Annotated in this window: 22 protein-coding genes and 1 other RNA gene; 8 read left to right on the top strand and 15 right to left on the bottom strand. The window is 34.0% G+C overall.

Translation table 11 applies throughout. The features are described from left to right. Window positions 1-12 precede the first annotated feature (12 nt). Complete coding sequence (locus tag ACHRV3_RS17585; protein WP_395442784.1) at window positions 13-1,365, top strand: PQQ-binding-like beta-propeller repeat protein; 1,353 nt, start codon at window positions 13-15, stop codon at window positions 1,363-1,365. Window positions 1,366-1,440: 75 nt separating this feature from the next. Here the strand turns inward: ACHRV3_RS17585 and ACHRV3_RS17580 are convergent, their stop codons facing one another. Then, window positions 1,441-2,865: an ATP-dependent RecD-like DNA helicase gene (locus ACHRV3_RS17580; RefSeq protein ID WP_230002400.1), complete on the bottom strand. Its 1,425-nt coding sequence runs from the start codon at window positions 2,863-2,865 to the stop codon at window positions 1,441-1,443. 253 nt (window positions 2,866-3,118) lie between these two features. Here ACHRV3_RS17580 and ACHRV3_RS17575 point away from each other — a divergent pair, with 253 nt between their 5' ends. Then, window positions 3,119-3,940: a DUF3822 family protein gene (locus ACHRV3_RS17575; RefSeq protein ID WP_047779024.1), complete on the top strand. Its 822-nt coding sequence runs from the start codon at window positions 3,119-3,121 to the stop codon at window positions 3,938-3,940. Continuing rightward, a complete protein-coding gene (locus tag ACHRV3_RS17570) occupies window positions 3,937-4,542 on the top strand; it encodes an RsmD family RNA methyltransferase (protein ID WP_230002401.1) in 606 nt (201 codons plus the stop codon). The genes ACHRV3_RS17575 and ACHRV3_RS17570 overlap by 4 nt, the downstream gene beginning before the upstream one ends. Before the next feature lie 234 nt (window positions 4,543-4,776). Here the strand turns inward: ACHRV3_RS17570 and ACHRV3_RS17565 are convergent, their stop codons facing one another. Continuing rightward, entirely contained in the window at window positions 4,777-6,891 is a 2,115-nt protein-coding gene (locus tag ACHRV3_RS17565) for a TonB-dependent receptor domain-containing protein (RefSeq protein WP_395436015.1), read from the bottom strand. 137 nt (window positions 6,892-7,028) lie between these two features. On the opposite strand from ACHRV3_RS17565, the gene ACHRV3_RS17560 reads away from it, so the two are divergent. Next, the gene (locus tag ACHRV3_RS17560; RefSeq protein ID WP_395427644.1) at window positions 7,029-8,387 is read left to right on the top strand and encodes a sensor histidine kinase; all 1,359 of its coding nucleotides are present in this window, start codon (window positions 7,029-7,031) and stop codon (window positions 8,385-8,387) included. Between the two features lie 10 nt (window positions 8,388-8,397). Continuing rightward, a complete protein-coding gene (locus ACHRV3_RS17555) occupies window positions 8,398-9,087 on the top strand; it encodes a response regulator transcription factor (protein ID WP_230002404.1) in 690 nt (229 codons plus the stop codon). Between the two features lie 57 nt (window positions 9,088-9,144). On the opposite strand, the gene ACHRV3_RS17550 is transcribed toward ACHRV3_RS17555, so the two are convergent. The 3 genes from ACHRV3_RS17550 to rnpB all read right to left on the bottom strand — a co-directional run bounded on the left by ACHRV3_RS17550 (window position 9,145) and on the right by rnpB (window position 11,840). Next, window positions 9,145-10,074: a ketopantoate reductase family protein gene (locus ACHRV3_RS17550; RefSeq protein WP_047779019.1), complete on the bottom strand. Its 930-nt coding sequence runs from the start codon at window positions 10,072-10,074 to the stop codon at window positions 9,145-9,147. A gap of 168 nt (window positions 10,075-10,242) precedes the next feature. Continuing rightward, a complete protein-coding gene (locus ACHRV3_RS17545) occupies window positions 10,243-11,493 on the bottom strand; it encodes a cation:dicarboxylate symporter family transporter (RefSeq protein ID WP_395436014.1) in 1,251 nt (416 codons plus the stop codon). Between the two features lie 31 nt (window positions 11,494-11,524). Next, window positions 11,525-11,840: RNase P RNA component class A (gene rnpB, locus ACHRV3_RS17540), an RNA gene on the bottom strand. A 124-nt stretch (window positions 11,841-11,964) separates the two neighbouring features. On the opposite strand from rnpB, the gene ACHRV3_RS17535 reads away from it, so the two are divergent. Then, window positions 11,965-12,258: a hypothetical protein gene (locus ACHRV3_RS17535; RefSeq protein ID WP_047779017.1), complete on the top strand. Its 294-nt coding sequence runs from the start codon at window positions 11,965-11,967 to the stop codon at window positions 12,256-12,258. A gap of 558 nt (window positions 12,259-12,816) precedes the next feature. Here the strand turns inward: ACHRV3_RS17535 and ACHRV3_RS17530 are convergent. The 4 genes from ACHRV3_RS17530 to ACHRV3_RS17515 form a co-directional block, all read right to left on the bottom strand. Next, window positions 12,817-13,326 carry a hypothetical protein gene (locus tag ACHRV3_RS17530; protein WP_395436013.1) on the bottom strand — a complete coding sequence of 170 codons (510 nt, stop codon included), beginning with the start codon at window positions 13,324-13,326 and terminating at the stop codon, window positions 12,817-12,819. 115 nt (window positions 13,327-13,441) lie between these two features. After that, window positions 13,442-14,155 (bottom strand): endonuclease/exonuclease/phosphatase family protein, encoded by a 714-nt coding sequence (locus tag ACHRV3_RS17525; protein ID WP_395436012.1) that lies wholly within the window; start codon window positions 14,153-14,155, stop codon window positions 13,442-13,444. 13 nt (window positions 14,156-14,168) lie between these two features. Further along, window positions 14,169-14,612, bottom strand: coding sequence for a GNAT family N-acetyltransferase (locus ACHRV3_RS17520; RefSeq protein WP_395436011.1), 444 nt, complete (start codon window positions 14,610-14,612; stop codon window positions 14,169-14,171). Between the two features lie 9 nt (window positions 14,613-14,621). Next, entirely contained in the window at window positions 14,622-15,017 is a 396-nt protein-coding gene (locus tag ACHRV3_RS17515) for an NIPSNAP family protein (RefSeq protein ID WP_395436010.1), read from the bottom strand. Window positions 15,018-15,428: 411 nt separating this feature from the next. Between ACHRV3_RS17515 and dnaX the strand changes: the two genes are divergently transcribed. Then, window positions 15,429-16,514: a DNA polymerase III subunit gamma/tau gene (gene dnaX, locus ACHRV3_RS17510; protein WP_395436009.1), complete on the top strand. Its 1,086-nt coding sequence runs from the start codon at window positions 15,429-15,431 to the stop codon at window positions 16,512-16,514. Window positions 16,515-16,542: 28 nt separating this feature from the next. On the opposite strand, the gene ACHRV3_RS17505 is transcribed toward dnaX, so the two are convergent. Next, complete coding sequence (locus tag ACHRV3_RS17505) at window positions 16,543-16,755, bottom strand: hypothetical protein (RefSeq protein WP_047779011.1); 213 nt, start codon at window positions 16,753-16,755, stop codon at window positions 16,543-16,545. A 10-nt stretch (window positions 16,756-16,765) separates the two neighbouring features. On the opposite strand from ACHRV3_RS17505, the gene ACHRV3_RS17500 reads away from it, so the two are divergent. Continuing rightward, a complete protein-coding gene (locus ACHRV3_RS17500; protein WP_047779010.1) occupies window positions 16,766-17,182 on the top strand; it encodes a hypothetical protein in 417 nt (138 codons plus the stop codon). Window positions 17,183-17,597: 415 nt separating this feature from the next. Here the strand turns inward: ACHRV3_RS17500 and ACHRV3_RS17495 are convergent, their stop codons facing one another. The 5 genes from ACHRV3_RS17495 to ACHRV3_RS17475 all read right to left on the bottom strand — a co-directional run bounded on the left by ACHRV3_RS17495 (window position 17,598) and on the right by ACHRV3_RS17475 (window position 21,853). Continuing rightward, window positions 17,598-18,176, bottom strand: coding sequence for an NAD(P)H-dependent oxidoreductase (locus tag ACHRV3_RS17495; protein WP_395436008.1), 579 nt, complete (start codon window positions 18,174-18,176; stop codon window positions 17,598-17,600). Between the two features lie 6 nt (window positions 18,177-18,182). Continuing rightward, window positions 18,183-19,214 carry a saccharopine dehydrogenase gene (locus ACHRV3_RS17490; RefSeq protein WP_395436007.1) on the bottom strand — a complete coding sequence of 344 codons (1,032 nt, stop codon included), beginning with the start codon at window positions 19,212-19,214 and terminating at the stop codon, window positions 18,183-18,185. Window positions 19,215-19,273: 59 nt separating this feature from the next. After that, window positions 19,274-19,834 (bottom strand): Crp/Fnr family transcriptional regulator, encoded by a 561-nt coding sequence (locus tag ACHRV3_RS17485; RefSeq protein WP_395436006.1) that lies wholly within the window; start codon window positions 19,832-19,834, stop codon window positions 19,274-19,276. Window positions 19,835-20,181: 347 nt separating this feature from the next. Next, on the bottom strand, window positions 20,182-20,778 hold the full coding sequence (locus tag ACHRV3_RS17480; RefSeq protein ID WP_395436005.1) for a TMEM175 family protein: 597 nt from the start codon (window positions 20,776-20,778) through the stop codon (window positions 20,182-20,184). Window positions 20,779-20,962: 184 nt separating this feature from the next. Further along, window positions 20,963-21,853 carry a Ppx/GppA phosphatase family protein gene (locus ACHRV3_RS17475; RefSeq protein ID WP_047779005.1) on the bottom strand — a complete coding sequence of 297 codons (891 nt, stop codon included), beginning with the start codon at window positions 21,851-21,853 and terminating at the stop codon, window positions 20,963-20,965. Window positions 21,854-21,863 lie beyond the last annotated feature (10 nt).

The raw sequence follows: 21,863 nt of genomic DNA, 5'->3' as shown, positions 1-21,863 counted from the left end.
ATAATTATTTTTATGCAAAAAAAAATTATGTCACAAACATTCCGTTTTCTTTTATTTTCTTTCTTTCTGATTAGCACCAGTGTTTTTTCACAAAAAACAAACTCTCCAATCTTAAATTCATTTTCAGATCGTGTCTTTAAAGGCGAAGGTTATCAGCCCATTGGTGATCTCAAATGGAAATTTAAAACGGAAGGCAAAATTTTCTCTTCTCCAATTACAAAAAACGGAACTGTATACATCGGTAGTGAAGATGGCTATTTTTATGCGCTTGATGAAAAAACCGGAAAAGAAAAATGGAAGTTTAAAACCAATGGCGCTGTTCACAGTTCACCAAGTATTTATGAAAATACGATCTACTTTGGAAGTTTTGACGGTTATTATTATGCCGTAAACCTAACAACCGGAAAACAACTTTGGAAATTTAAAACAGGAGGTGAACATTGGTACCAGGAAGCGGGAATCTTGGGTTTGAAACCACACGATATGGTAATGGATGAATTATGGGATTTTTATTTGTCATCTCCGGTTGTCTACAAAAACAATAAATCAACTTTGGTTATATTCGGAAGCAGCGACGGAAATGTCTATGCCGTTGATGCCAAAAAAGGAAATCTAAACTGGAAATTCAAAACCAATGCTGCTGTTCACAGTACACCGGTTATAAACAAAAACACTTTATATATTGGGAGTTGGGACGCCGATTTGTATGCCCTAAATTGTGATACCGGAAAAGAAAAATGGAAATTCGAAACACAAAAAAAAGTAGGTTTCAAAGGCATCCAATCTTCTGTTGCTGTTGCCAATGGCATGGTTTATCTTAGCGCCAGAGACCCTTACATTTTTGCCGTAGATGCCGAAACCGGAAAATTAGAATGGAAATATGACGCGGAAAACTCCTGGATATTAAGTACCGCTGTGATTCTAAACAACATTCTTTACGTAGGAACGTCTGACACCTATGCTTTGCTGGCTTTAGACTCAAAAACAGGAAAAGAATTATCACGTTTTGAAACCAAAGGGTATGTGTATGGAACACCTGCAATAGCGGGCAACACGGCCTATTTCGGGGATTTTACAGGGAATTTCTTTGCGCTTAACCTACTTTCTTCCGGAAAAGAATTCAGCTCCATAAGTACCGAAAGCAGAAAAGAAAACGCTGCCAAAATTTTAAAAGACGATAAATTAGATGCTGTCTATGCCGCTAAGGGTGCCGATTTATCACTTTACAGCGAAAACAAAAAAGTAATGGATGAATTTTACAAACTTGGCTCCATAGTTTCATCCCCGTTTATAAGTAATAAAACCGTTTACTTTGGCAGTGCTGATGGTTATTTATATGCGTATCATTTACAGAAAAGTAAATAAATTTTAAATAATTATAATTATATACCTGACAGGTTTTAAAAACCTGTCAGGTATGATTTTGAAAAATAAATTAAACTATTCTACAAAACTCTCGTCTTTAAAACCAATTAAATAGAGTTTATTTTTAGCACGTGTCATAGCAGTATACAACCATCTGATATAATCGCGATCAATTCCGTTTGGCAAATAGGGCTGCTCTATAAAAACCGTATCCCACTGCCCTCCTTGTGATTTATGACAAGTAATGGCGTACGAGAATTTCACCTGCAAACCATTAAAATATTCGTTATTTTTTACCTTTTGAAATTTCTTGTACTTGGTGGTTTCTTCCTCATAATCTTTCATCACCTCTTCGTACAAACGATTTGAATCTTCATAGGTTAATGAAGGAGATTCACTTTTAATAGTATCCAAAATCAAAACGGTTTCAAAAGGCTTTTGATCCGGATAATCGACCATTCTGATTTTTACTTTCGCAAAATTGAATCCGTATAACTCTCGGATTCCAAAAAGCTCCAGCACTTCAATAATATCACCATTGGCAATAAAACCGGCTTCATCGGTTTCTTTGAGCCAGAAGTAATTGTTCTTTACCACCATCAGGAAATCTCCAACCGAAAGTTCGCTTTCTTTAAACAAAATCCGGGTTCTAATCTGTTCATTGTACTGATTCGCCCTTTTATTGGAACGCACTATAAAGGCCGTATCCTCAATACTATAATTACTGTACGCCGTATTTATAGCATCCTGAATATCGTAACCATCCGTAAGTCTGACGATATCTTTGAATTTTTTTACGTTGAATTTAAATTCGGTCAAAAACGACTCTTTTAATAATTCACGTAATTCGGTAGCATTGTATAAAATCCCTGAACTTTCTTCCTGACGCATCACTTCATCAAGTTCGATATGTTCAATTTCTTTGTCGTAATGAGCACCCAAAGTATGTATATCAAGTGCCGGACTAATATCTAAGTTTACCGGAGGCAACTGAGCGGTATCTCCAAGAAGAATCATTTTGCAATTGGTTCCCGAATATACATAAGAGATTAAATCGTCTAATAACGATCCATTATCATACAATTTCGAATCCGAATTGCTGTCTGAGATCATCGAGGCCTCATCGACAATAAAAATAGTATTTTTATGCTTGTTGATTTGTTTTGTGAATGCTACTCCCCCACCTGAAGCCTTTTTAGGGAAATAGATTTTTTTATGAATCGTAAAAGCAGGTGTATTCGAATAATTTGCAATAACCTTTGCCGCACGCCCAGTTGGTGCCAATAAAACATATTTTTTATTGATATCCCCCAGATTGTTTACAATTGTTGAGATCACGGTTGTCTTTCCTGTTCCGGCATATCCTTTTAATACAAAAATGGTATCATTGGCCGGTTCTGTTAGGAAAATAGCGATTTTTTGAAAAAATATATCTTGTTTATAAGTTGGAGCAAACGGAAATCTTTTTTGCAAAACACCGTAAAACTGTGCTGAATTCATAGGAAAAATTTGAACTACAAAGTACGGTTTTTTTACCGTCAATGCCAATGTCTAAACTCGATTTCGGTCATAAAGTTTTCAAAAAGAGCAAAACAAAAAACAAGGCTTAATTAAAATATAACAAGGCCGTAACTTTAACAAAATGTTGTTTTTTGAAATTGCAATTATTATTGTTGCTTTTTAATTTGTAAGTTTGTCTTTTAATTAAATTCTTTCTTGACACTACAACTGGTAACGAATTGTAAATCAGATTATGCCATTTCAAAACACTAATATAACATCAAAAAAATACAAAAAACTTTCTATTCAGGTTTCCCTGAACGGATTTTCATTTTGTTGTTTTGATACGCTTAATAATACCATTACTTCGTTTAATGAAGTCGAATTTACGCCTACACAAAAAGGATCCAAAATAGAAGAATTGTATGGCGATGCTTTTAAGAAACACACGGAACTAAAAGACGCCTATGATGATATTGTGGTGATACACAACAACAATCTTTCTACTTTTGTGCCTACTGCTTTGTTTGACGAAAATTATCTGGGCAGTTATTTGCAATACAACACCAAGGTTTTTGAAACTGATTTTTTTACCTATGATCAGATTTCAAATTACGAGATGAATACCATTTATATCCCGTATGTCAACATCAATAACTTTTTGATCGATCAGATTGGTTCTTTTGATTACAAACATTCGAACAGCATTCTAATCGAAAAAATACTGGAAGCTTCTAAAAATAACGACGATAAAAAAATGATCGTTAATTTTAATCCCGATCACTTCGAACTGATCGTGGTACAAAACCAGAGATTACTATTATTCAATTCTTTCGAGTATCAGACTCCGGAAGATTTTATATACTATTTGCTTTTTACAGCAGAACAATTGAGCTTAAATCCCGAAAGTTTTCACCTTGAATTATTAGGAACGATAACTAAAAATGATCCTTTTTATACCATTGCGTATAAATACATTCGTAATGTTGCCTTTTTAGATGTAAGCACATTACAAGAGAGAAACAGCTTTTCTACCACTCAGAATCAAAAACATTATATTCTATTTCAATCATGAGAATCATATCAGGAAAATACAAAGGACGCCGCATTTTTCCACCAAAAAACCTTCCGGTAAGACCTACAACTGACATGAGTAAAGAAGCATTATTTAATGTTTTGAACAATCATTTTAGTTTTGAGGGCTTAAAGGTGCTGGATTTATTTTCAGGAACCGGCAATATCAGTTTCGAGTTCGCTTCACGCGGAAGTGCTCCAATTACCTCTGTTGACGGAGATTTTGGTTGTGTAAAATTCATCAAACAAGTTTCATCGGAATACGATTTTGAAATTGCAGCAACAAAAAGTGATGTTTTTAAATTCCTTGAAAACTGCAAAACCTCTTACGATATTATTTTTGCTGATCCTCCTTACGGTTTAGATCAGGCTACTTTTGAAAAAATAGTACTAACGGTTTTCGAAAGAGATTTGCTTCACGACGACGGAATGATGATTATTGAACATTCTAAGTATACCAAATTAGAGCATTTGAGCAATTTCTCTTTTCAGAAAAGTTACGGAGGTTCTTTTTTCACCTTCTTCGAATTGAATTCTACGGATGATGACGAAGAACTCGTTGATGATTCCTCCAATAAAATTACAGAAGAAGACGAAGGATAATCGAGAACAAAACATTTGATTTTTGTTTTTTACATTTTACATTTTATAGAAGAAATTCAAGCTCATTTTAGTTTCATAAGCCTTCGACTTCGCTCAGGGTGACACTCGTGGAATAATTTAATTTTGAGTAAGTACGACAAAAAAAGAATTGATTGTTGATTTTTATCAAGTTTCACATTTCACATTCAACTTTTTAAACATAAAAAAGCCCTTGACTCACAAGGGCTTTTTCTTTTATCTAATCCTATCTGAATTTTCATTAACGATTTTTTCCTTGAATTCTGATTCTTTTATTTTTCCAAAAGAATATTTAAGTGTAATCGAAACTTCATTAGCATCAACTAAATACCGTGCTCTCGAACTTATATTATTAATCGTAAATCTTTCTGTATAAATCGTGTTTCTAAAAATATCATTATAATTTAAAGTACAATTCCAGTTTTTACCAAACGCTTTTGCGAGTGACATATCAAAAATTAAATTTGCCCCTCGCTCAAAAACGCCCTCTTTTTGTTTTGTTGCACCCCAAAAGGACAGAACGAATGTAAAATCTTTTGGAAGTTTAAAAGTATTATTCGAGTAATAATACAAATAGGTTTTTGTAGAATTAAACACTGCCGCAGGGTCTTCTATTTTATTTGTCGCGAAAATTAAAGAATTTGTATTTGTCCAAATTTTATAGGTAAATGGTACTGTAAATTCAATAGTATAACCTGATTCTTTTTGAAAATTTTTCTCCGTAAAAGTCAAAACATTGTTTTGATTATCAAAAATAAAATCAGCATAAATTGGGTTTTTGTTTTGGTACAAAGTCAATTTTACAGATTTATCATGATACTGAAAAACCGTCGAAATTACATCGATAAAAGTTGGTCCTAAATTGATATTATTGCTATAAATAAAATACGGGTTAATATAGGTTGCAATCATACTCAAAGAAGAATAATTGGGTCTCGAAATACTTTTAGAATAATCTACACTTATACTTTTTGTACTATCTATTGAAAAAGAAAACAGCGCTTTCGGGAAAAAATTTGTGTAGTTTTTATTTATTAACGATGAATTGTCTGTGCTGTATTTACTTTTGACATTTGTGTTTTCCATTCGCAATCCAATCGAAAAATCGATTTTTTTAATTTTTCCTGAAAGCTGTGAATAAGCACCTGAATTGATTTCATTAAAATTATAATCGAAAGTCGTCGTTTTATTTTCATCATAATCAAATACATCATAATTAGATTTCGATTTTGCTGCAGAATAAAGTCCACCGTATTCCCAAGTCATTTCATTTTTAAACTTTTTCTCTAAATTAATACGCCCCGAAAAAACATCAACATTAAATCTCTGATTCCTATTTTGTGATAATTCCAGCTCCGAATCATTAAAATTATTTTCGACTAAACTCCATAAATGTTGATTAAAATTGGAGCCCTGAATACCAACAAATAACTTTGTATCAATCGCTTTAAGTCTTTTTGAATAATTCATAAATGAGTTAATAAAATTCTTTTCGCTGGAATTATCACTAAGTGTAAAAACATTATTTTGCTGATCTAGATTTTGGTTAAAAGTAAACGTATTGATATCAAAAGCATCTGCTTTCATTTTTCCATTTATATTCATTGAGAAATAATCCTCTTCATTTATTTTATAAAACAAACCGGTACCAAAAATATATTCTTTCACACGAGAAATTGCTGTAACATCATAATTAGAAACAATAGCTGCCTGCGGAATTTGATAAGCAATACTATGATTCTCCCACGGATTTCGTCGGTTGTAATTGAAGTTGGCTTTCCATTCTAACTTATTCTTTTTGAAACTGGAATTAAAACCGATATAATTATTATAGTTCTTTTTAAAAGAAGCTGTTTCAGAAATATCCGTTTTAAAACCCTCTTTTCTGCTTAGTTTACGAGTAATTAAAATTACGGCGCGCCCCTCAGCTTCATACTTCGAAGAAGGATTTTTAATAATTTCAATTGTTTTGATATCGTCGACAGCCAAAGCATTCAAATCATTCATTCCTACTCTTTGATTGTCAATATAAATAAGCGGCGTTCCTTTACCAACAATCGAAATACTTTCGCGATCAGCACTTACTTGAACTGTTGGAAGTTTTGAAAGCAAATCAACAGGATTTGGAATCGAATTGTAAACCGAATTGGCAACGTCTACTTTTATATTTCCGTTTGCATTAGTAAACGTTTTTTTGTTTTGAGCGATAACAACCTCATCTAATTTGTTAGAGATACTATCCTTCGGAGTTTCCGTTTGCGCATATCCGGCCATCGAAAGGCAAAAAAGCAATAGCAATAAAATAATTTTTAAGAACAGGTACATTTTCATTCGTTAACAAGATTTTGGTTTAAGAGCTACAAAAGTGATTCTAATATGCCGTTCTGAAAGTTAATTGGAGGTTAATGCGGCGTTAATGCTGAAATTGTAGCACAAAAGCTTTATTTTTGATTCGAATTCCTTTCTGTATGAAACAAAGAATCAATTTATTAATCACACTTTCTGTTGTCGCCCTGCTCGTTTTATCGGCGGTACAATGTTATTTGGTCAAAACCACTTACGATTTTAAAGTAGCGCAGTTTCACACCGAAATCAAGAATGAGATTGCTCGGATTTCAAATAATTACAGTGATATTGATTCCGTTATTGTCAGTAAAAAAGAAGCCCTTTACAAAGGATTAGCTCAAAATTATATTCAAGGAAAAAAAACCAAATTTGAAATCAAAAACGGTATTCTTGGAAATGAATATCAAGACGCCTTAACACAGAAAATTCAACGCAAATTCGAAAGAGAATTACCCAATTTAAAAATTGATTTTGCGATTGTACTCAATAAATTTATATTGTATCAGAACACCAAAAAAGCGGATACTATTTTCTCTGAAAAGCCTTTTATCCAAAACAAATTATACGGTAATCTGGCTTCGTTAAACCATGCTTTTTTAGTTCGGAGTTATGTCGGAACAACAAACGGATTGTACAAAAATCAGGATTATAAATTACTGACCGAAGATTCGATGTACATTTCGGTAATCGACTGGGAAATGATTATTTTAAAACGAATGATCGGTGTGTTACTATTGTCGTTGTTTTCTATTCTTACCCTGATTACCCTTTTTGTCATTGCCATTAAAGCTTTAATTAAACAAAAAAAAGTAAACGAAGTTAAAACTGATTTTATCAATAATATTACACACGAACTCAAAACTCCTTTGGCGACTTTGAGTATTTCGACCAAAATTTTAGAACAGAAAAACATTCGGGAAAACGATGAGAATTTCAATGCAATTGTCAATACGATTTCGCGTCAGAACAATCGTTTGCAAAGTTTGATTGATCAGGTTTTGGCAAATTCTCTGGCAGAAAATGAAATCGAATTGCAAAAAGAAAAAATAAATACCGAAGAATTTCTGCTTTCGATTATAGAAGATTTTAAAATAGGATATCCCAAAATTACGATCGAAACTGATTTTCAAACGCAAAAAACAGTTTTAGTTTTAGATAAATTTCATTTGACAACCGCAATTTTAAATGTTTTAGAAAATGCTGTAAAATACGGTTCCAGCCATATTTTGGTAAAAACCGGAAATATAGAAAATGAGTTTTCGTTAAGTATTCAAGATGACGGAATCGGGATTTCCAAAAACAAACAAGCGTTGCTTTTTGAGAAGTTTTACAGAGTCGAACAAGGAAATTTGCACAACGCAAAAGGCCTCGGATTGGGTTTGTATTATGTAGATCAGATTATAAAAGCACATCAGGGCTCTGTTAACGTTATTAGCGATTTAGGAAAAGGCGCTGTGTTTACTATTTTATTAAAAGCTTAATTACCATATTTTGAAAAAACTACTTTTAGCTGAAGACGATTTTGATTTTGCTGCGATTCTAAAACAATATTTAGAACTGCATCAATTTGAAGTAACCTGGGCAGAAAATGGCGAAATAGCATTAAACTATTTTAAAAACCAAACTTTTGATATTTGTATTCTGGATGTAATGATGCCAAAATTGGACGGATTTTCTCTGGCAGAAAAAATAGTTACAATCAATCCCGAAACTCCATTTATTTTTTTAACTGCAAGAAAGTTAACAGAAGACAAAATTATTGGATTGAAACTAGGCGCAGACGACTACATCGCGAAACCTTTCGAAGTAGACGAATTGATCTTGCGTTTGCAGAATATATTGAAGAGGATCGAACAAAAGAGAAGCCTGGACGGAAATAATGTTATTGAAATTGGCTCGTATATTTTTGATAACGAACGGTTAACTCTCAATAATAAAAATCATGTTCAACAGCTTACAGAGAAAGAAGCGTCTCTTATTGAATATTTATATCTAAACCACAATCAGTTATTAAAGAGAGATCAAATTTTAATGTCTGTATGGAAAAAAGACGATTATTTCTCCGGTCGAAGCATGGATGTTTTTATTAGCAGACTAAGAAAATATTTTAATTCAGATCCAAAAATCAAAATTGAAAGTGTTCGTAATATTGGTTTGGAATTTAAAATAGAAAAGTCTTAATTTAAACGCTATTTAAGTCAATTTGCACCAAAATAAAAGTTAATTCTGCTTCTTTTTTTAATTCATTAGATTGGATAATTTATCTAAAACCAATTGGTAGGTTGGTGTTTCAACTTCATATTTCAAACCCTCATCTACTACAAATTGGGTCAATGAAGCTAATTCTATATTTCTTCCGGCAAGCAAATCACGATGCATCGATGACGTTGTGTCGGGAGGTGTTTTTTCAAGTTTCAGAATGGTTTGCATGATAATGTCATCCGGCAGATTTAATCCTTTTACCGCTGCTATCATTGTAATTTCATTCATCAGGGAGACATATATATTTCTGGCCTCGCGGTTTTCTAAAATCTGTCCAATATTGTAATCTAAATAACAGGTTGCCGAAGCCAATACCGAAATAAACACAAACTTCTCCCAAACGGCATCTTCAATATTTTCAACCAAATGACTGTCTATCGACGCGTTTTTAAAGATCGTCTGTAAAGCCTTCATTTTAGAAACAGAAACGCTGTAAGAACCAAAAAACAATCTTTGCAGAGAACCCACATTCTGAACAACACCAGGTGAAACAATCATCGAAAAAATATAAACACAGCCTTCCAAAACTTCATTGTCCGGAAAAAGAGCACTAATGCGTTCCGGAGCATCAACGCCATTATACAAGGGAAGAATAACGGTATTTTTAGTAATACACTTTTTTAAAGCCAGAAGACTTTCTTCAATATCATAAGTCTTTGTGGCGCAAATTAAATAATCCAGTTTGCCAATAAGCTCAGGGTCATTGGAGACCACTTTCGGAAAAACAACCGTTTCAGATTCCTTCGTAATAATTTTCAATCCCGATTCCGCCACTACTCTAAGTGTTTCTCCACGGGCAATAAATACTATTTCTATTTCTTCAGAGTCCTGATACGCTTTCGCTAAAAGTCCGCCGAAATAACCTCCTACACCACCCAGTCCTAAAATTCCAATTCTTGTTTTCATTATTGTTTGTTTTTATGCCACGAATTGCACTAATTAAACGAATTAAATATCAAATAACACTTTGCGTTTCCTATGGACTTTTCATTGTCAAAATTAAGAGAGCAAAAAAAAATCCGTACTAAATCCGCGTTTTCGCACCAGCGAATCAGCCTCATCCGCGTCCCATCATCATTCCTCCAAAACAGGCTCCAAATTCAGCTCCGTAAAATCACGTTCGCTTTTAGAAATCATTATTGTAGCCACCGTATTCCCTATCAAGTTTGTAATCGCTCTGGCTTCACTCATAAATTTATCAACTCCAAGTAAAAAAGCCAGTCCTTCCACCGGAATTTTATGAATCGCTGTCAACGTCGATGCCAAAACGATAAAACCACTTCCGGTCACTCCGGCTGCGCCTTTAGACGTAATCATCAGGATGCCGATAACGCTCAGAATCTCAAAGAAACTCAAATGAACATCGTACAACTGCGCCAAAAAAATCACAGACATTGACAAATAAATCGAAGTCCCATCCAGATTAAAAGAATACCCTGTTGGAATCACCAATCCTACCACCGATTTACTGCAACCCATTCGTTCCAGTTTAACCATAATACTAGGCAAAGCAGCCTCCGAAGACGAAGTTCCAAGAACCAATAAAAGTTCCTCTTTAATGTATTTTAAAATTGATAAAATACTGATTTTATAATATTTCAATATACTCCCCAAAATCAAAAACACAAATAAAAACATAGTCGTATAAACACACAACATCAACTTCCCAAGCGGGATAAGCGTCTGCAGTCCAAATTTACCAATTGTATATGCCATCCCTCCAAAAGCTCCCAATGGAGCGAGGTACATCACATATTTCAAACCGGTAAAAACTACTTTTGAAAATCGTTCTAAAACCAAAATGGTCTGTTCGCGTTTTTGGTAAAAATTCAAAGCGATACCACAAACAATGGCGGCTACCAAAACCTGAAGTGTGAAATTTGAAAGGAAAAATTTTAACCATGAAAAGTTTTCCGCAGCATGATTGGTATACTGACTTGCATCTTGCAAAGCCAATCCGGTTTTATCAATTTTACCCGGTTTAAAAATATAAGCAATCGCAACGCCAATGGCCAAAGCAACAGTTGAAACTACTTCAAAATAAGCTAATGCTTTCACACCAATCCGACCGACTTTTTTAAGATTCCCCATTCCGGAAATCCCCAAAACAATCGTCAAAAATATAATCGGACCTATAAAAAGTTTGATAATATCGACAAAAGTCTTGCCGACGATTTCCATTTTCATTCCGTTTTGCGGTGAAAAATGACCGAGTAAAACTCCGGCAATAATGGCAATCAAAACCCAAAAGGTCAGATTGGTTACAATGGCAAAAAAAGTACTTTTTTTAGGTTTATTTGGGAGATTCGGAGTAATTATATTCATGAAGTTTAGTTAGATAGTTTCACAAATATATAAAAAATGCAGACCTATAAGCCGGATTCTGTCTCTGATAAATCAGAGCCTTATCATTTATCTAGACTTACAATTACTCATAAGCTCGAGCTACCTACCCTTCAACAACGGACGAGAAGCCCTTAAATGCTGATATACTTGGTATTTCACCGCATAGAGTTTACCTGTTTTCACTACAGCATTACCTGTACATACTTTCTGCTGCACTTGTCCTAACGTTATTACTAACGCCGACGGGTGTTACCCGCTATGCTTCTCTGTGGTGTCCGGACTTTCCTCCCCTCACCTAAGCGAGCGACGATAAGGCGGTCTGCGGGGCAAAAGTAGCGATTTATAATCGAAGAATCCCGCTTTTAAAATTTAGATTTTCACACTAAATTCACAATGTTTTAATTTTAAATTGGTTATCTTTAAAATCCATAATTTTTAAATTCAGTTATCATGATTAGAATGTATCATTACGCAACTGTTTCAAAAGCTTTAGATCAATTGAATGAAAAAGGATTCACCTTTGATTTTAATCTAAACTCAGACGCAATTAAAAAAAATCCTGAAAAATTTGAAATTGTACATGTGTATCGATACGAAGGGGAATCTGACCCGGGCGATGAGGCAGTTGTTTACGGAATAAAATCAAATTCAGGCAAAAAAGGAGTATATGTATCCGGGTTTTCGGCGGATTCCGATTCCGAAACCGTACAGATCTTACTCGATTTAAGCATAAAAGGCAGGTGATTTTAAAAGAACCATTATTATAATTTTCAGAAGCTATTCCCGCTGTCTGCTGTATCTTTTGTGTCGAACCCCGCCACAAAAGGATGCCGCTCCCATCAGGGCTAGGGCTTCTTGTTTTCAAAAGAAAAGTTTTTTGTATGGAGTTATTTAACCGCAAGGGGCGTGAAATGTGTTAATGTGTCAATGTGAGAATGAGTCAATGTGGTAATATGAGAATATGCAATGCGAGAATGTGGTAATGTAAAAAAGTGAAATGCAAAAAATCAAAAGTTGAAGATCAAGAGTAAAATTCGAAATGTAAAAATCAGCAATAAAATCTTTTTTCTTTTAACTCCAACTACACCACTTCACAAGTGTCACCCTGAGCGAAGTCGAAGGTTTATGAAATCCAAAACAGGCTTTGAGTTCTTTAATATATACGATGAAATGTCTGAAGTAAAATGTAAAATATAAAGATTCAAAAATAAAATCTTTTTTCTCTTCACCACAACTAAGCTACTACGCGAATGTCACCCTGAGCGAAGTCGAAGGCTCATGAAACCAAAATTTCTATTTAACTCAATTATACTTCAAACTTAAATTTTCAACAATAAAATCAATTGCAATTTTAACTTTTTCTGGTTTCGTCAGCCTTATAATTTTCTTTTTAAAATCTCCATTTTCATCTGTCATATTAATCGTAAAACAAGCGACGGAATAATTTAAGTTTGGCTCCCAATTATTTAATCCCCTTCTTCTATACGAATAATTATAGCTCGTTGAAAGCTTTCCTTCTCTTACTGATAATCTATCGTCTTCCGCTGTTTGCAATAACTCTCCCTTTAAAACCAACCCAAACAAAAAGATCGCTGTATACAAATTATTATTTTTTATGTACAAGCCTTTCCTTGTAAACAACAGGACAAAAAATAGAACAATTAAAAGAAACAAAGCTACTTTTCCATAAACGTAACTCCCCAACTGCAATGAATTAAGCATTACAAGCAAAACCATTACACAACAAAAAGTTAGAATAATCAAATTTTGAAATTGCTTGAAATCTAAATTACGCTCTAATACAACTTTCATTTAAAAATATTTTTTTTAGTTAATTTATGGTAACCCATGCTTCGACTTCGCTCAGCATGACAACTACATTTACTTTTTTGTCCAGCTACAAATACTACATCTCTTAAAAAACACCTCATACCCCAAACTCCACAATCAAAGGTTTATGATCGCTATGCATTCTCCAATCTTCATAACTTCCTACTTGAACGCTTTCTAAAACTTCTATAAAATCATTCGAAGCAAAACAGTAGTCCAAATGATACGGTTTATTTTCATGACGATACAAAAACAAAGTCGGATGTATTTCTTTTCCCTGTTCCTGATTAAAGAATTTATGATATACGCTAAATATATTTTTGGAAGCCAATTTACTTACCACTGCTGAGTGATTCCCTTCTCTTCTCGGTTTATCCCAAATAGTATTGCTGTTAAAATCTCCGACTAACATCGTTTTGGTTCCAGACAATAGTTTTTCATAATAATTAATCGCTTTCCAAACCTGAGTTACATATTGCCCGTCTTTATCTTGGGGATTATTTGCCCAAACAGCAAATAAAACAAAATCTACTTTTCCTTTGGTAACTGCAATAGGCAACACATTTTTGAAATCAGGATTATGACAATCCATCAATTCAAATCTATACGCACTATACGAAAAAACGCCAAGTCCCTTATGTTGATTTGTACCGTACCAGAGTATATCAGTCGGAATCGGAACGTCTTTGGGAAATTTTAATCTTTCGATATTTTCACATTCGGGAATTACCAGAATATCCGGTTGATGAACCAAAATAAATTCCGCTTTTTTTCTGAAAGCCATATTACAATTCCAGGTTATGATTTTCATTTCAGCTTTGTTTTCATTCTATTTTTTGATTCAGTTCAAATAAAATATAAGGACCGTTTTCGTTCTCATTCCTTGCCTTTTCAACAAACCCAACTTTTTTATAAAACGAAATTGCCTCGGTATTTTTCTCCAGACACTTTAATACAAGCGGAAATTTGGCTCTCTTTATCACTTCGTTCAAAAGTCTTTTTCCGATTCCAAGTTTATGAAACGCCTCATCGATATATAAATGGTGAATAAAATTGTCCCGCATCCAAACCGAAATAAATCCGATTACTTTTTCGTCGTACAAGGCAGTCAAAATATATTCTCCTTTCGTCTGCACATCAAAATCCAATAAATCGAATGTTTCGGGATCGGCCCAAATAAAAGTTTCCTGACGCACTTTCAAAAATAATTGGCGTAATGCGTCTAAATCCCCATTCCTGAATTCGATAATATTCAATCTATCTGTCATAAAAAAACATTAATTGGGCGAGTAACTTGTTTTTACCATCGTCCGGTCTTCAATATTTCCGAGCAAATCTCCAAACTTGGCACTGGTTTGTTTTTTTATCTCAATCCATTCTTTATCGGCTTTAAAACCTTCCCAAGCTTTTTTCATTGTAGCTTCATCCGGCCATTCCAAAAGATAAACAAATTCAGTTTTACTATCCGATTTCGATTCCCAGATTGAATTGATCTTAAAATTATACTTCTTCATAATCACCATGGCGTGATCTCTGAAACGATCGTGAAAATCTTTCTTATTTTTTTCGAAAATTTCATAAACACGCAATTGGTAAATTGGACTTGCATTTGCTTTTTGCGCTTTTATTCCAAAAGAGAAAAGGAATACTAAAATCAAAAGATGTAGTTTCATTTCGTTTTTATTAAAATTTAGTTTCTAAAACAACCCGGGCTATTAGACAATAAAATTAATCCTTTTTTCATTACAATAACAAATCCAAATTTGAATTACTGCCCACCATAATCAACTGATTTAGAAATAAAGTTGCTCAAACTTTTGCTAAATCTCGCTTTCTAAAATTTGGCTAAAGCCAAGAATCCTTTCATCACCTTTCCGTTGGTTAAAACCAACGGCTATTCAAAAAAACATTGCTTTTAATCTTGTAAAACTGAATTTACTTCTAAAAACAAACTTGAATTTATCTAATTCGCTTACTGACAAATGATAAAACCTACAGTCGTTCAAACACTTAAAATCTTTCAATTTTTAAATTTTTAAATCATTAAATTATACCCTATATTTGCTATCGAATAATAAAGGAATATGGAACAATTTGTAGTATCGGCTCGTAAATACCGTCCACAGACATTTAAGGATGTTGTGGGACAGAAAGCCATTACCAACACTTTGCTGAATGCCATAGAAAGCAATCACCTTGCTTCTGCTTTATTGTTTACCGGACCACGTGGAGTTGGTAAAACAACCTGCGCCCGTATCTTGGCCCGAAAAATCAATCAGCCCGGATATGATGATCCTAACGAAGATTTTGCTTTTAACGTTTTTGAGTTAGATGCGGCTTCAAACAACTCGGTTGACGATATTCGTAGTCTGATTGATCAGGTTCGAATCCCGCCACAAACCGGACAATACAAAGTCTATATCATTGACGAGGTTCATATGTTGTCTTCGGCAGCTTTTAATGCTTTCCTGAAAACATTAGAAGAACCGCCAAAACATGCTATTTTTATTTTAGCAACAACTGAAAAACATAAAATCATTCCAACGATTTTATCGCGTTGTCAAATTTTTGATTTCAAAAGAATTACCGTTAAAGACGCCAAAGAACATTTAGCAGACGTAGCGGCAAGCCAAGGAATCAATTTTGAAGATGATGCTTTGCACATTATTGCTCAAAAGGCAGATGGTGCAATGCGTGACGCTTTATCTATATTTGACCGTGTGGTTTCTTTTTGCGGAACCAATTTAACGCGTCAGGCTGTAACCGAAAACCTAAACGTTTTAGATTACGAAACGTATATTTCGATTACCGATTTACTTTTAGAGAATCAGATTCCGGAACTTTTATTAGCTTACAACGACATCCTTGCAAAAGGTTTTGATGGACATCATTTTATTGCCGGATTGGCTTCGCATTTCAGAGATTTACTGGTAAGTAAAACTCCGGCTACCATCGCTTTACTTGAAGTGGGTGAACAGGCGCAACAAATGTATGGCGTACAATCTCAAAAATGTTCTCAGGACTTTTTATTAAAAGGAATTGACATTGCAAATGACTGTGATTTAAAATACAAACTAAGTCAGAATCAACGTCTTTTAGTTGAATTATGCTTGATGCAATTGGCCTCTATCAACTTTGATGGAGAAAAAAAAAAGCTGAGCAATTCATAATCCCACCCGTTTACTTTAAAAACGGAGGTTATTCTATTGTTGAAGTTCCATCAGCTAAGGCTGAAATTCCAAATAATAAATCCCAAATTCCAAATTCTGAGGAGAAAATTGGTACTGGCACTGTTGGTATCGAAACTCCTAAAGCTGAAGGCAATACCGCCAACACACCTCCTGTAGTTCCGAAAACGGAGGCCAACACTGAAGTTAAAGTTTCTGCTTTTTCATTATCCAGTATTCGCAAGAAAAAGGAAATGGAAGAAAGCAGTAAATCTTATGTAAAACCTTCTACAACCTTACCGACAGAAGAATTCACAGAAACCGAAATGTTATTGCATTGGAACAAATATGCAGAACGTTTGGGCAGTAAAGGTCTTAAAATTATGGAATCGTTATTGTTAATTAACGATCCGACTTTAAACGGAACTGTCATTACGCTTGAATTGCCTAACGAAGGTTCAAAATTAGATTTTGAAGGTCAGATTCATGGGCTTTTAGGGCATTTAAAAGGACATCTACACAATCACGATATTACAATTGAAGTTGTAGTAAACGAAACGATCGAAAGTAAACGTAGTTTTAACGATCAGGATCGATACAATCGTTTATTAGAAATAAACCCAAACATAGAACTCTTACGTTCTACATTTGGATTGGATTTACACACTTAGTATATTTTTTTTTTGAACACGAATTACACGAATTTTCACGAATTGTTTTTTTTAATCTTTGCGCATAAGAATTAGTGCTAATTCGTGAAATTCGCGACAAACTTAGTAGATCAATTTAACGTAAAAATCTGTTAGGCTTTCTTCGCCACGAATTACACCAATTTCCGCGAATTGTTTTTTTTTATCTTTGCGCATAAAAATTATTGCAAATTCGTGAAATTCGCGTCAAACTCATTAGATATGTTTAATATAAAAATCTGTTAGACTTTTTCGCCACGAATTACACCAATTTTCGCGAATTGTTTCTTCCTCTTTTCGAGTAAAAGATTAGCGCAAATTCGTGTAATTTTCATAAGCCAAAAAATTAGTGCAAATTCGTAAAATTCGTGTCAAACCTTTTTCCTCTCAACCCAAATCATCTATTCTTAACTCCTAAATCATAAACTTTTTGGAGCCATTTTGCTCTTTGAAGTTCATTAGCAGATTTTACTATTCCTATATAAGTAACTTTTACCGGTTTTACTCCGCAGAATTCCAGTGTTGATTTTTTTAATTGATTGACACTTGGTCTTCCGTAAAACAAGCGGTAATACCAGCCTGGCTGATCCAGAGTCGTGATGATATGTGCCGTTTTCCCTTTTAGGAGTTTATCCCACCAAACGGAATTCTCTTTGTATTGAAAAGCCATTCCGGGCAAAAACAATCGGTCAATAAATCCTTTTGTGATCGCAGGCAAACCTCCCCACCAAACAGGATGTACCCAAACCAGATGATCCGCTTTTTGAATTTTCTTCCAGGCTTCGAGTAAATCCGGTTCTAATTCGGTTCTTTTCTGATAACCGAATTGCAGATTTGGATTAAACTTTAAATCGGCAATTGTAATGGTTTCTACCGAAGCTTTAGATTGTAACGCTCCTTTTTCGTAAGCATCGGCGATTGCAAAATTAAAACTCTTTGAATTGGGGTGTCCGTTGATAATAAGTATATTTTTCATCTTTGATTAGCTTATTTTTATATTAATTGTACTGTAATTATGTAATGCCTCATAAACTTCTTGCGGCGAATGTATTTGATGACTAAAGTAAATTCCATTGGCCAAATTGGTACTCAACATCTTTTCGACATGTAAGACGGTAGAAAATGCAGTCAACTCGGCCTGACCTTTAACACTTTGCAAACTGACTTTTTTTGTTCCGGTATTCGTTCTGACATTGATTTCAAAAACAGTTTGATCTCCGTTACCACTAGATCCAAACAGCAATTGTCTTTCTTTTAAAGACAGAATATTAAAAATCTTTAGCGATTGAAAATACCCCATTAAACTGGTAACAAACTTAGAACTGTAAGTCATTTTTACGGAAATCGTTGGTATTTTTTCGATTTGATTTAAGATAAACAAATCCGGAACGTCCAGATTATAAACCTGCCGTTTTCCTAATCCGAATGAGAAATTAAATTTTTCAGCATCCAGAAAATGCTTGACTTTTTGAGGTTCATTATTTTTATAAGACGTAAATGGTTTACATACATTTTCAGCCAAAAAATGGGCAGAGCTTTTCCCAGCTAAATCTTTTATGGAATAATAAATATACAAATTTGCTTCTGTGATTTCACGCTTATCCGGCGCTATAAAATCGACTAAACTCCCCACAATTCCACTCATCCAGCCGGAACTAAAAACAATATGGCTATTTGTATTTTGATTATTGTCTTGGGCTAAATCATGCGCCACAATTAAATCCGGAGTTGGTTTTGTAATATCAATGTAATCCAGTTTGTTTGCTATTGCAAACTTTAAAATTTCATTGTTACGATCTTTTGTACACAATACAATTAAATCGATTTTATTATCCAGAACACATTTAAAAGTTTTTGGATTGGTCACATCAATAACCAAATCCTGCGTGGTATTTCCTAATTGGCGGCTTCCTACAAACAAGTTATAGTCAGGGTTTCTCTTTTGAAGAATGCGCAGTATAACTTTGCCTACCAATCCTGTTCCACCAATTACTAAAATGTTTTTTCTCATCATTACTTATTGTTTTGAACAAAAATAATGGCGAACTATACCTCATCTACTGGACAAATGTCCTATAAAACCGCTTTCCGGATGCGACTTAAATGCCTTGGCGTAACTCCTAAAAAAGAAGCTAAATACTGTAATGGAATTAACTTGATATAATTGGGATGGTTTTTAGAAAGTGTTTCGTAACGCTCTTTTCCGGTAAGTTTTTGAAAAGATAAAATGCGTTGTTCTAAACTTATATACTGCATTTGGGCAATAATCCGTCCGACTTTTTGCCAATGAATACTATTTTCATAGAGTTGTTCTATAGTATCGTGACTTATCACTTCGAGTTCAGTATCAAATAAGGCCTGAATATTTTCTTCTGTTGGTTGCTGCGTAATAAGACTGGTAAAAGCAGTCATAAATTCATTCTCGAATGTAATGCAATTGGTGATTTCTTCACCTTCTGTATTGATATAAAAAGAGCGTAAAGCCCCTGATTTTATAAGAACAATTTCTTTAGCAATTTGATTTTCCTGAATTAAAAAGTCTCCTTTTTTTAATCTTTTTTTGGTAATTAAATCGTCCAGTTTGTCCAATTCGTATAGCGGTAAAATCTGAAGAGATTGAAATGTTGATTTCATGGTATCGAATTGTGAGTAAAAGATTTTCCTAAAAAACAATCAACGCTTACTAGTCTGTTTAAGTTTCAAATTACAGAAAAGCTACAGCTGATTTTGATCAAAATTAAACAGATTTTCTTCAGGTAAGCAATGGCATCTATTTTATTTTACAAAATAAGCTCTATCTTTTTTAAAATACAAAAAATCCGTTTTTATCAGCGTTTTTGCCACTGCAAATCAGCATAATCCGCGTCCAATTCACACAGCTGTTGCCACTTAATTTTATACACGGATTAAACAGATTCGTTATCGCGAAGACAAGGATTAAAGCGGGTTTAAAGTTCTTTCTAATAAAATTTAAACTCGCGTTATGAGTCTATTGTTTTTTCGGCTGAGTTAAAAACATTCTCAATTCTTCTGTCCGGAATCAACCATAAAAAAGCTACCGTCAGATAACATCCTCCGGAAATCCATTCGCTATAAAACGAAGAAACTATGCCGACGAAGTATAAGACTATAGAAGCTTTCCCTTTTAAATCTTTTCCCAGTGCTTTACTTAACGAAGAATCTTTTCCTTCTACCTGAATGATGTTATTTTGAAGTATGTTATACGCTATCGCGCAAAGCATCAAGATGACTCCGTATAATGCTAAGGAAGCTTTTGCAAAATTATGTTCTCCCATCCAACCCGTTGACACGGGAATCAATGACAACCAGAAAAGTAAATGCAGGTTGCTCCAAAGCACTTTTCCATTCACTTTCGACAATCCATGCACTAAATAATGATGATTGTTCCAATAAATTCCGACATATATAAAACTTAAAACATAACTTAAAAACTTTGGAATAAGTGGTTTTAAATCTGCAAACTCGTGGCCAGCGGGAACTTTAATTTCCAAAATCATAATCGTTATAATAATGGCCAGCACACCATCACTAAAAGCCTCCAGTCTTGTTTTATTCATTGCTATATAGGTTTTGGATTATCTTGTTTTACTGATGTTTTTAAAAAGTTTGCCACGAATTTCGCGAATTTTCACTAATTTTTTGTTTCATTTAAAATGCCAATTTTTACAAATTGGCATTTTCTAAATTAGACTGTTACTTGTTTATACTTGGGTCTTTTTTTTAAAACTAACCTATTACGCACTAAATTTTACCGTAGTACATTGCTTTTACGATTCCGTCAGAAAGTCCGATTTTTGGGACATAGATTTGACGGGCACCGCTCCATTTCATTGCATTCAGATAAATTCTTGTTGCGGGAATAATTACGTCGGCACGATCGGAGTTTAATCCTAATTCTGCAATTCTCTGTTCGTACGTTAATGAATTTAAAAAGGCGTATTGTGAATTGATGTAAATGTACGAAAGCGGTTTTTCCTGTTGCTTTCCGGACATTTTAAACAATTTATTGATGTTTCCTCCGGATCCGATAAGTGTAACTTCTTCGTAACCTTCAGTATTGGTTTTGATCCATTTTTCAATTTCATCCCAAACGACATCGCAAACCATATTATTCAGCAAACGAACGGTTCCTGCTTTGAATGATCTTGAATTAATCATTTTTCCATCAGAAAATAATGTAAATTCTGTACTACCACCGCCCACATCTACAAAAAGATAGGTTTCATCTGTTTTTAATAAATGGTGCAAATCTGTTGAAGCAATTATGGCTGCTTCTTTTTTACCGTCTATAATCTCGATTTTTATATCAGCTTTTTTCTTAATCAAAGCCACAACTTCTTTGGCATTATAGGCCTCACGCATTGCCGAAGTTGCAAACGCCATATAGCGTTCTACTTTATGTACTTTCATCAAAAGACTAAATGCTTTCATAGCATCTACCATTCGATCTATATTCTGTTCTGAAATTTCTCCAACTGTAAAAGCATCCTGTCCCAAACGAATCGGAACACGAACAAGCGAACTTTTATTAAATTGTGGTTCTTTGCCATCTTGTTCTACAACATTCGATATCAGAAGCCTCATGGCATTCGATCCAATATCAATCGCTGCGTATTTTTTTATACTAATCATGCTCCCTTTA

It is taken from the genome of Flavobacterium sp. FlaQc-49 (assembly GCF_044005985.1).
Taxonomy (GTDB): Bacteria; Bacteroidota; Bacteroidia; order Flavobacteriales; family Flavobacteriaceae; genus Flavobacterium; species Flavobacterium cupriresistens.
Note: the sequence above shows the minus strand (reverse complement) of the source record. Positions and strands in the feature narration are given on the sequence as shown.

Coding starts and splice junctions, on each gene's coding strand:
- ACHRV3_RS17585 (WP_395442784.1), top strand. CDS start 13: ATGCAAAAAAAAATTATGTCACAAACATTCCGTTTTCTTTTATTTTCT.
- ACHRV3_RS17580 (WP_230002400.1), bottom strand. CDS start 2,865: ATGAATTCAGCACAGTTTTACGGTGTTTTGCAAAAAAGATTTCCGTTT.
- ACHRV3_RS17575 (WP_047779024.1), top strand. CDS start 3,119: ATGCCATTTCAAAACACTAATATAACATCAAAAAAATACAAAAAACTT.
- ACHRV3_RS17570 (WP_230002401.1), top strand. CDS start 3,937: ATGAGAATCATATCAGGAAAATACAAAGGACGCCGCATTTTTCCACCA.
- ACHRV3_RS17565 (WP_395436015.1), bottom strand. CDS start 6,891: ATGAAAATGTACCTGTTCTTAAAAATTATTTTATTGCTATTGCTTTTT.
- ACHRV3_RS17560 (WP_395427644.1), top strand. CDS start 7,029: ATGAAACAAAGAATCAATTTATTAATCACACTTTCTGTTGTCGCCCTG.
- ACHRV3_RS17550 (WP_047779019.1), bottom strand. CDS start 10,074: ATGAAAACAAGAATTGGAATTTTAGGACTGGGTGGTGTAGGAGGTTAT.
- ACHRV3_RS17545 (WP_395436014.1), bottom strand. CDS start 11,493: ATGAATATAATTACTCCGAATCTCCCAAATAAACCTAAAAAAAGTACT.
- ACHRV3_RS17535 (WP_047779017.1), top strand. CDS start 11,965: ATGATTAGAATGTATCATTACGCAACTGTTTCAAAAGCTTTAGATCAA.
- ACHRV3_RS17530 (WP_395436013.1), bottom strand. CDS start 13,326: ATGAAAGTTGTATTAGAGCGTAATTTAGATTTCAAGCAATTTCAAAAT.
- ACHRV3_RS17525 (WP_395436012.1), bottom strand. CDS start 14,155: ATGAAAATCATAACCTGGAATTGTAATATGGCTTTCAGAAAAAAAGCG.
- ACHRV3_RS17520 (WP_395436011.1), bottom strand. CDS start 14,612: ATGACAGATAGATTGAATATTATCGAATTCAGGAATGGGGATTTAGAC.
- ACHRV3_RS17515 (WP_395436010.1), bottom strand. CDS start 15,017: ATGAAACTACATCTTTTGATTTTAGTATTCCTTTTCTCTTTTGGAATA.
- dnaX (WP_395436009.1), top strand. CDS start 15,429: ATGGAACAATTTGTAGTATCGGCTCGTAAATACCGTCCACAGACATTT.
- ACHRV3_RS17500 (WP_047779010.1), top strand. CDS start 16,766: ATGGAAGAAAGCAGTAAATCTTATGTAAAACCTTCTACAACCTTACCG.
- ACHRV3_RS17495 (WP_395436008.1), bottom strand. CDS start 18,176: ATGAAAAATATACTTATTATCAACGGACACCCCAATTCAAAGAGTTTT.
- ACHRV3_RS17490 (WP_395436007.1), bottom strand. CDS start 19,214: ATGATGAGAAAAAACATTTTAGTAATTGGTGGAACAGGATTGGTAGGC.
- ACHRV3_RS17485 (WP_395436006.1), bottom strand. CDS start 19,834: ATGAAATCAACATTTCAATCTCTTCAGATTTTACCGCTATACGAATTG.
- ACHRV3_RS17480 (WP_395436005.1), bottom strand. CDS start 20,778: ATGAATAAAACAAGACTGGAGGCTTTTAGTGATGGTGTGCTGGCCATT.
- ACHRV3_RS17475 (WP_047779005.1), bottom strand. CDS start 21,853: ATGATTAGTATAAAAAAATACGCAGCGATTGATATTGGATCGAATGCC.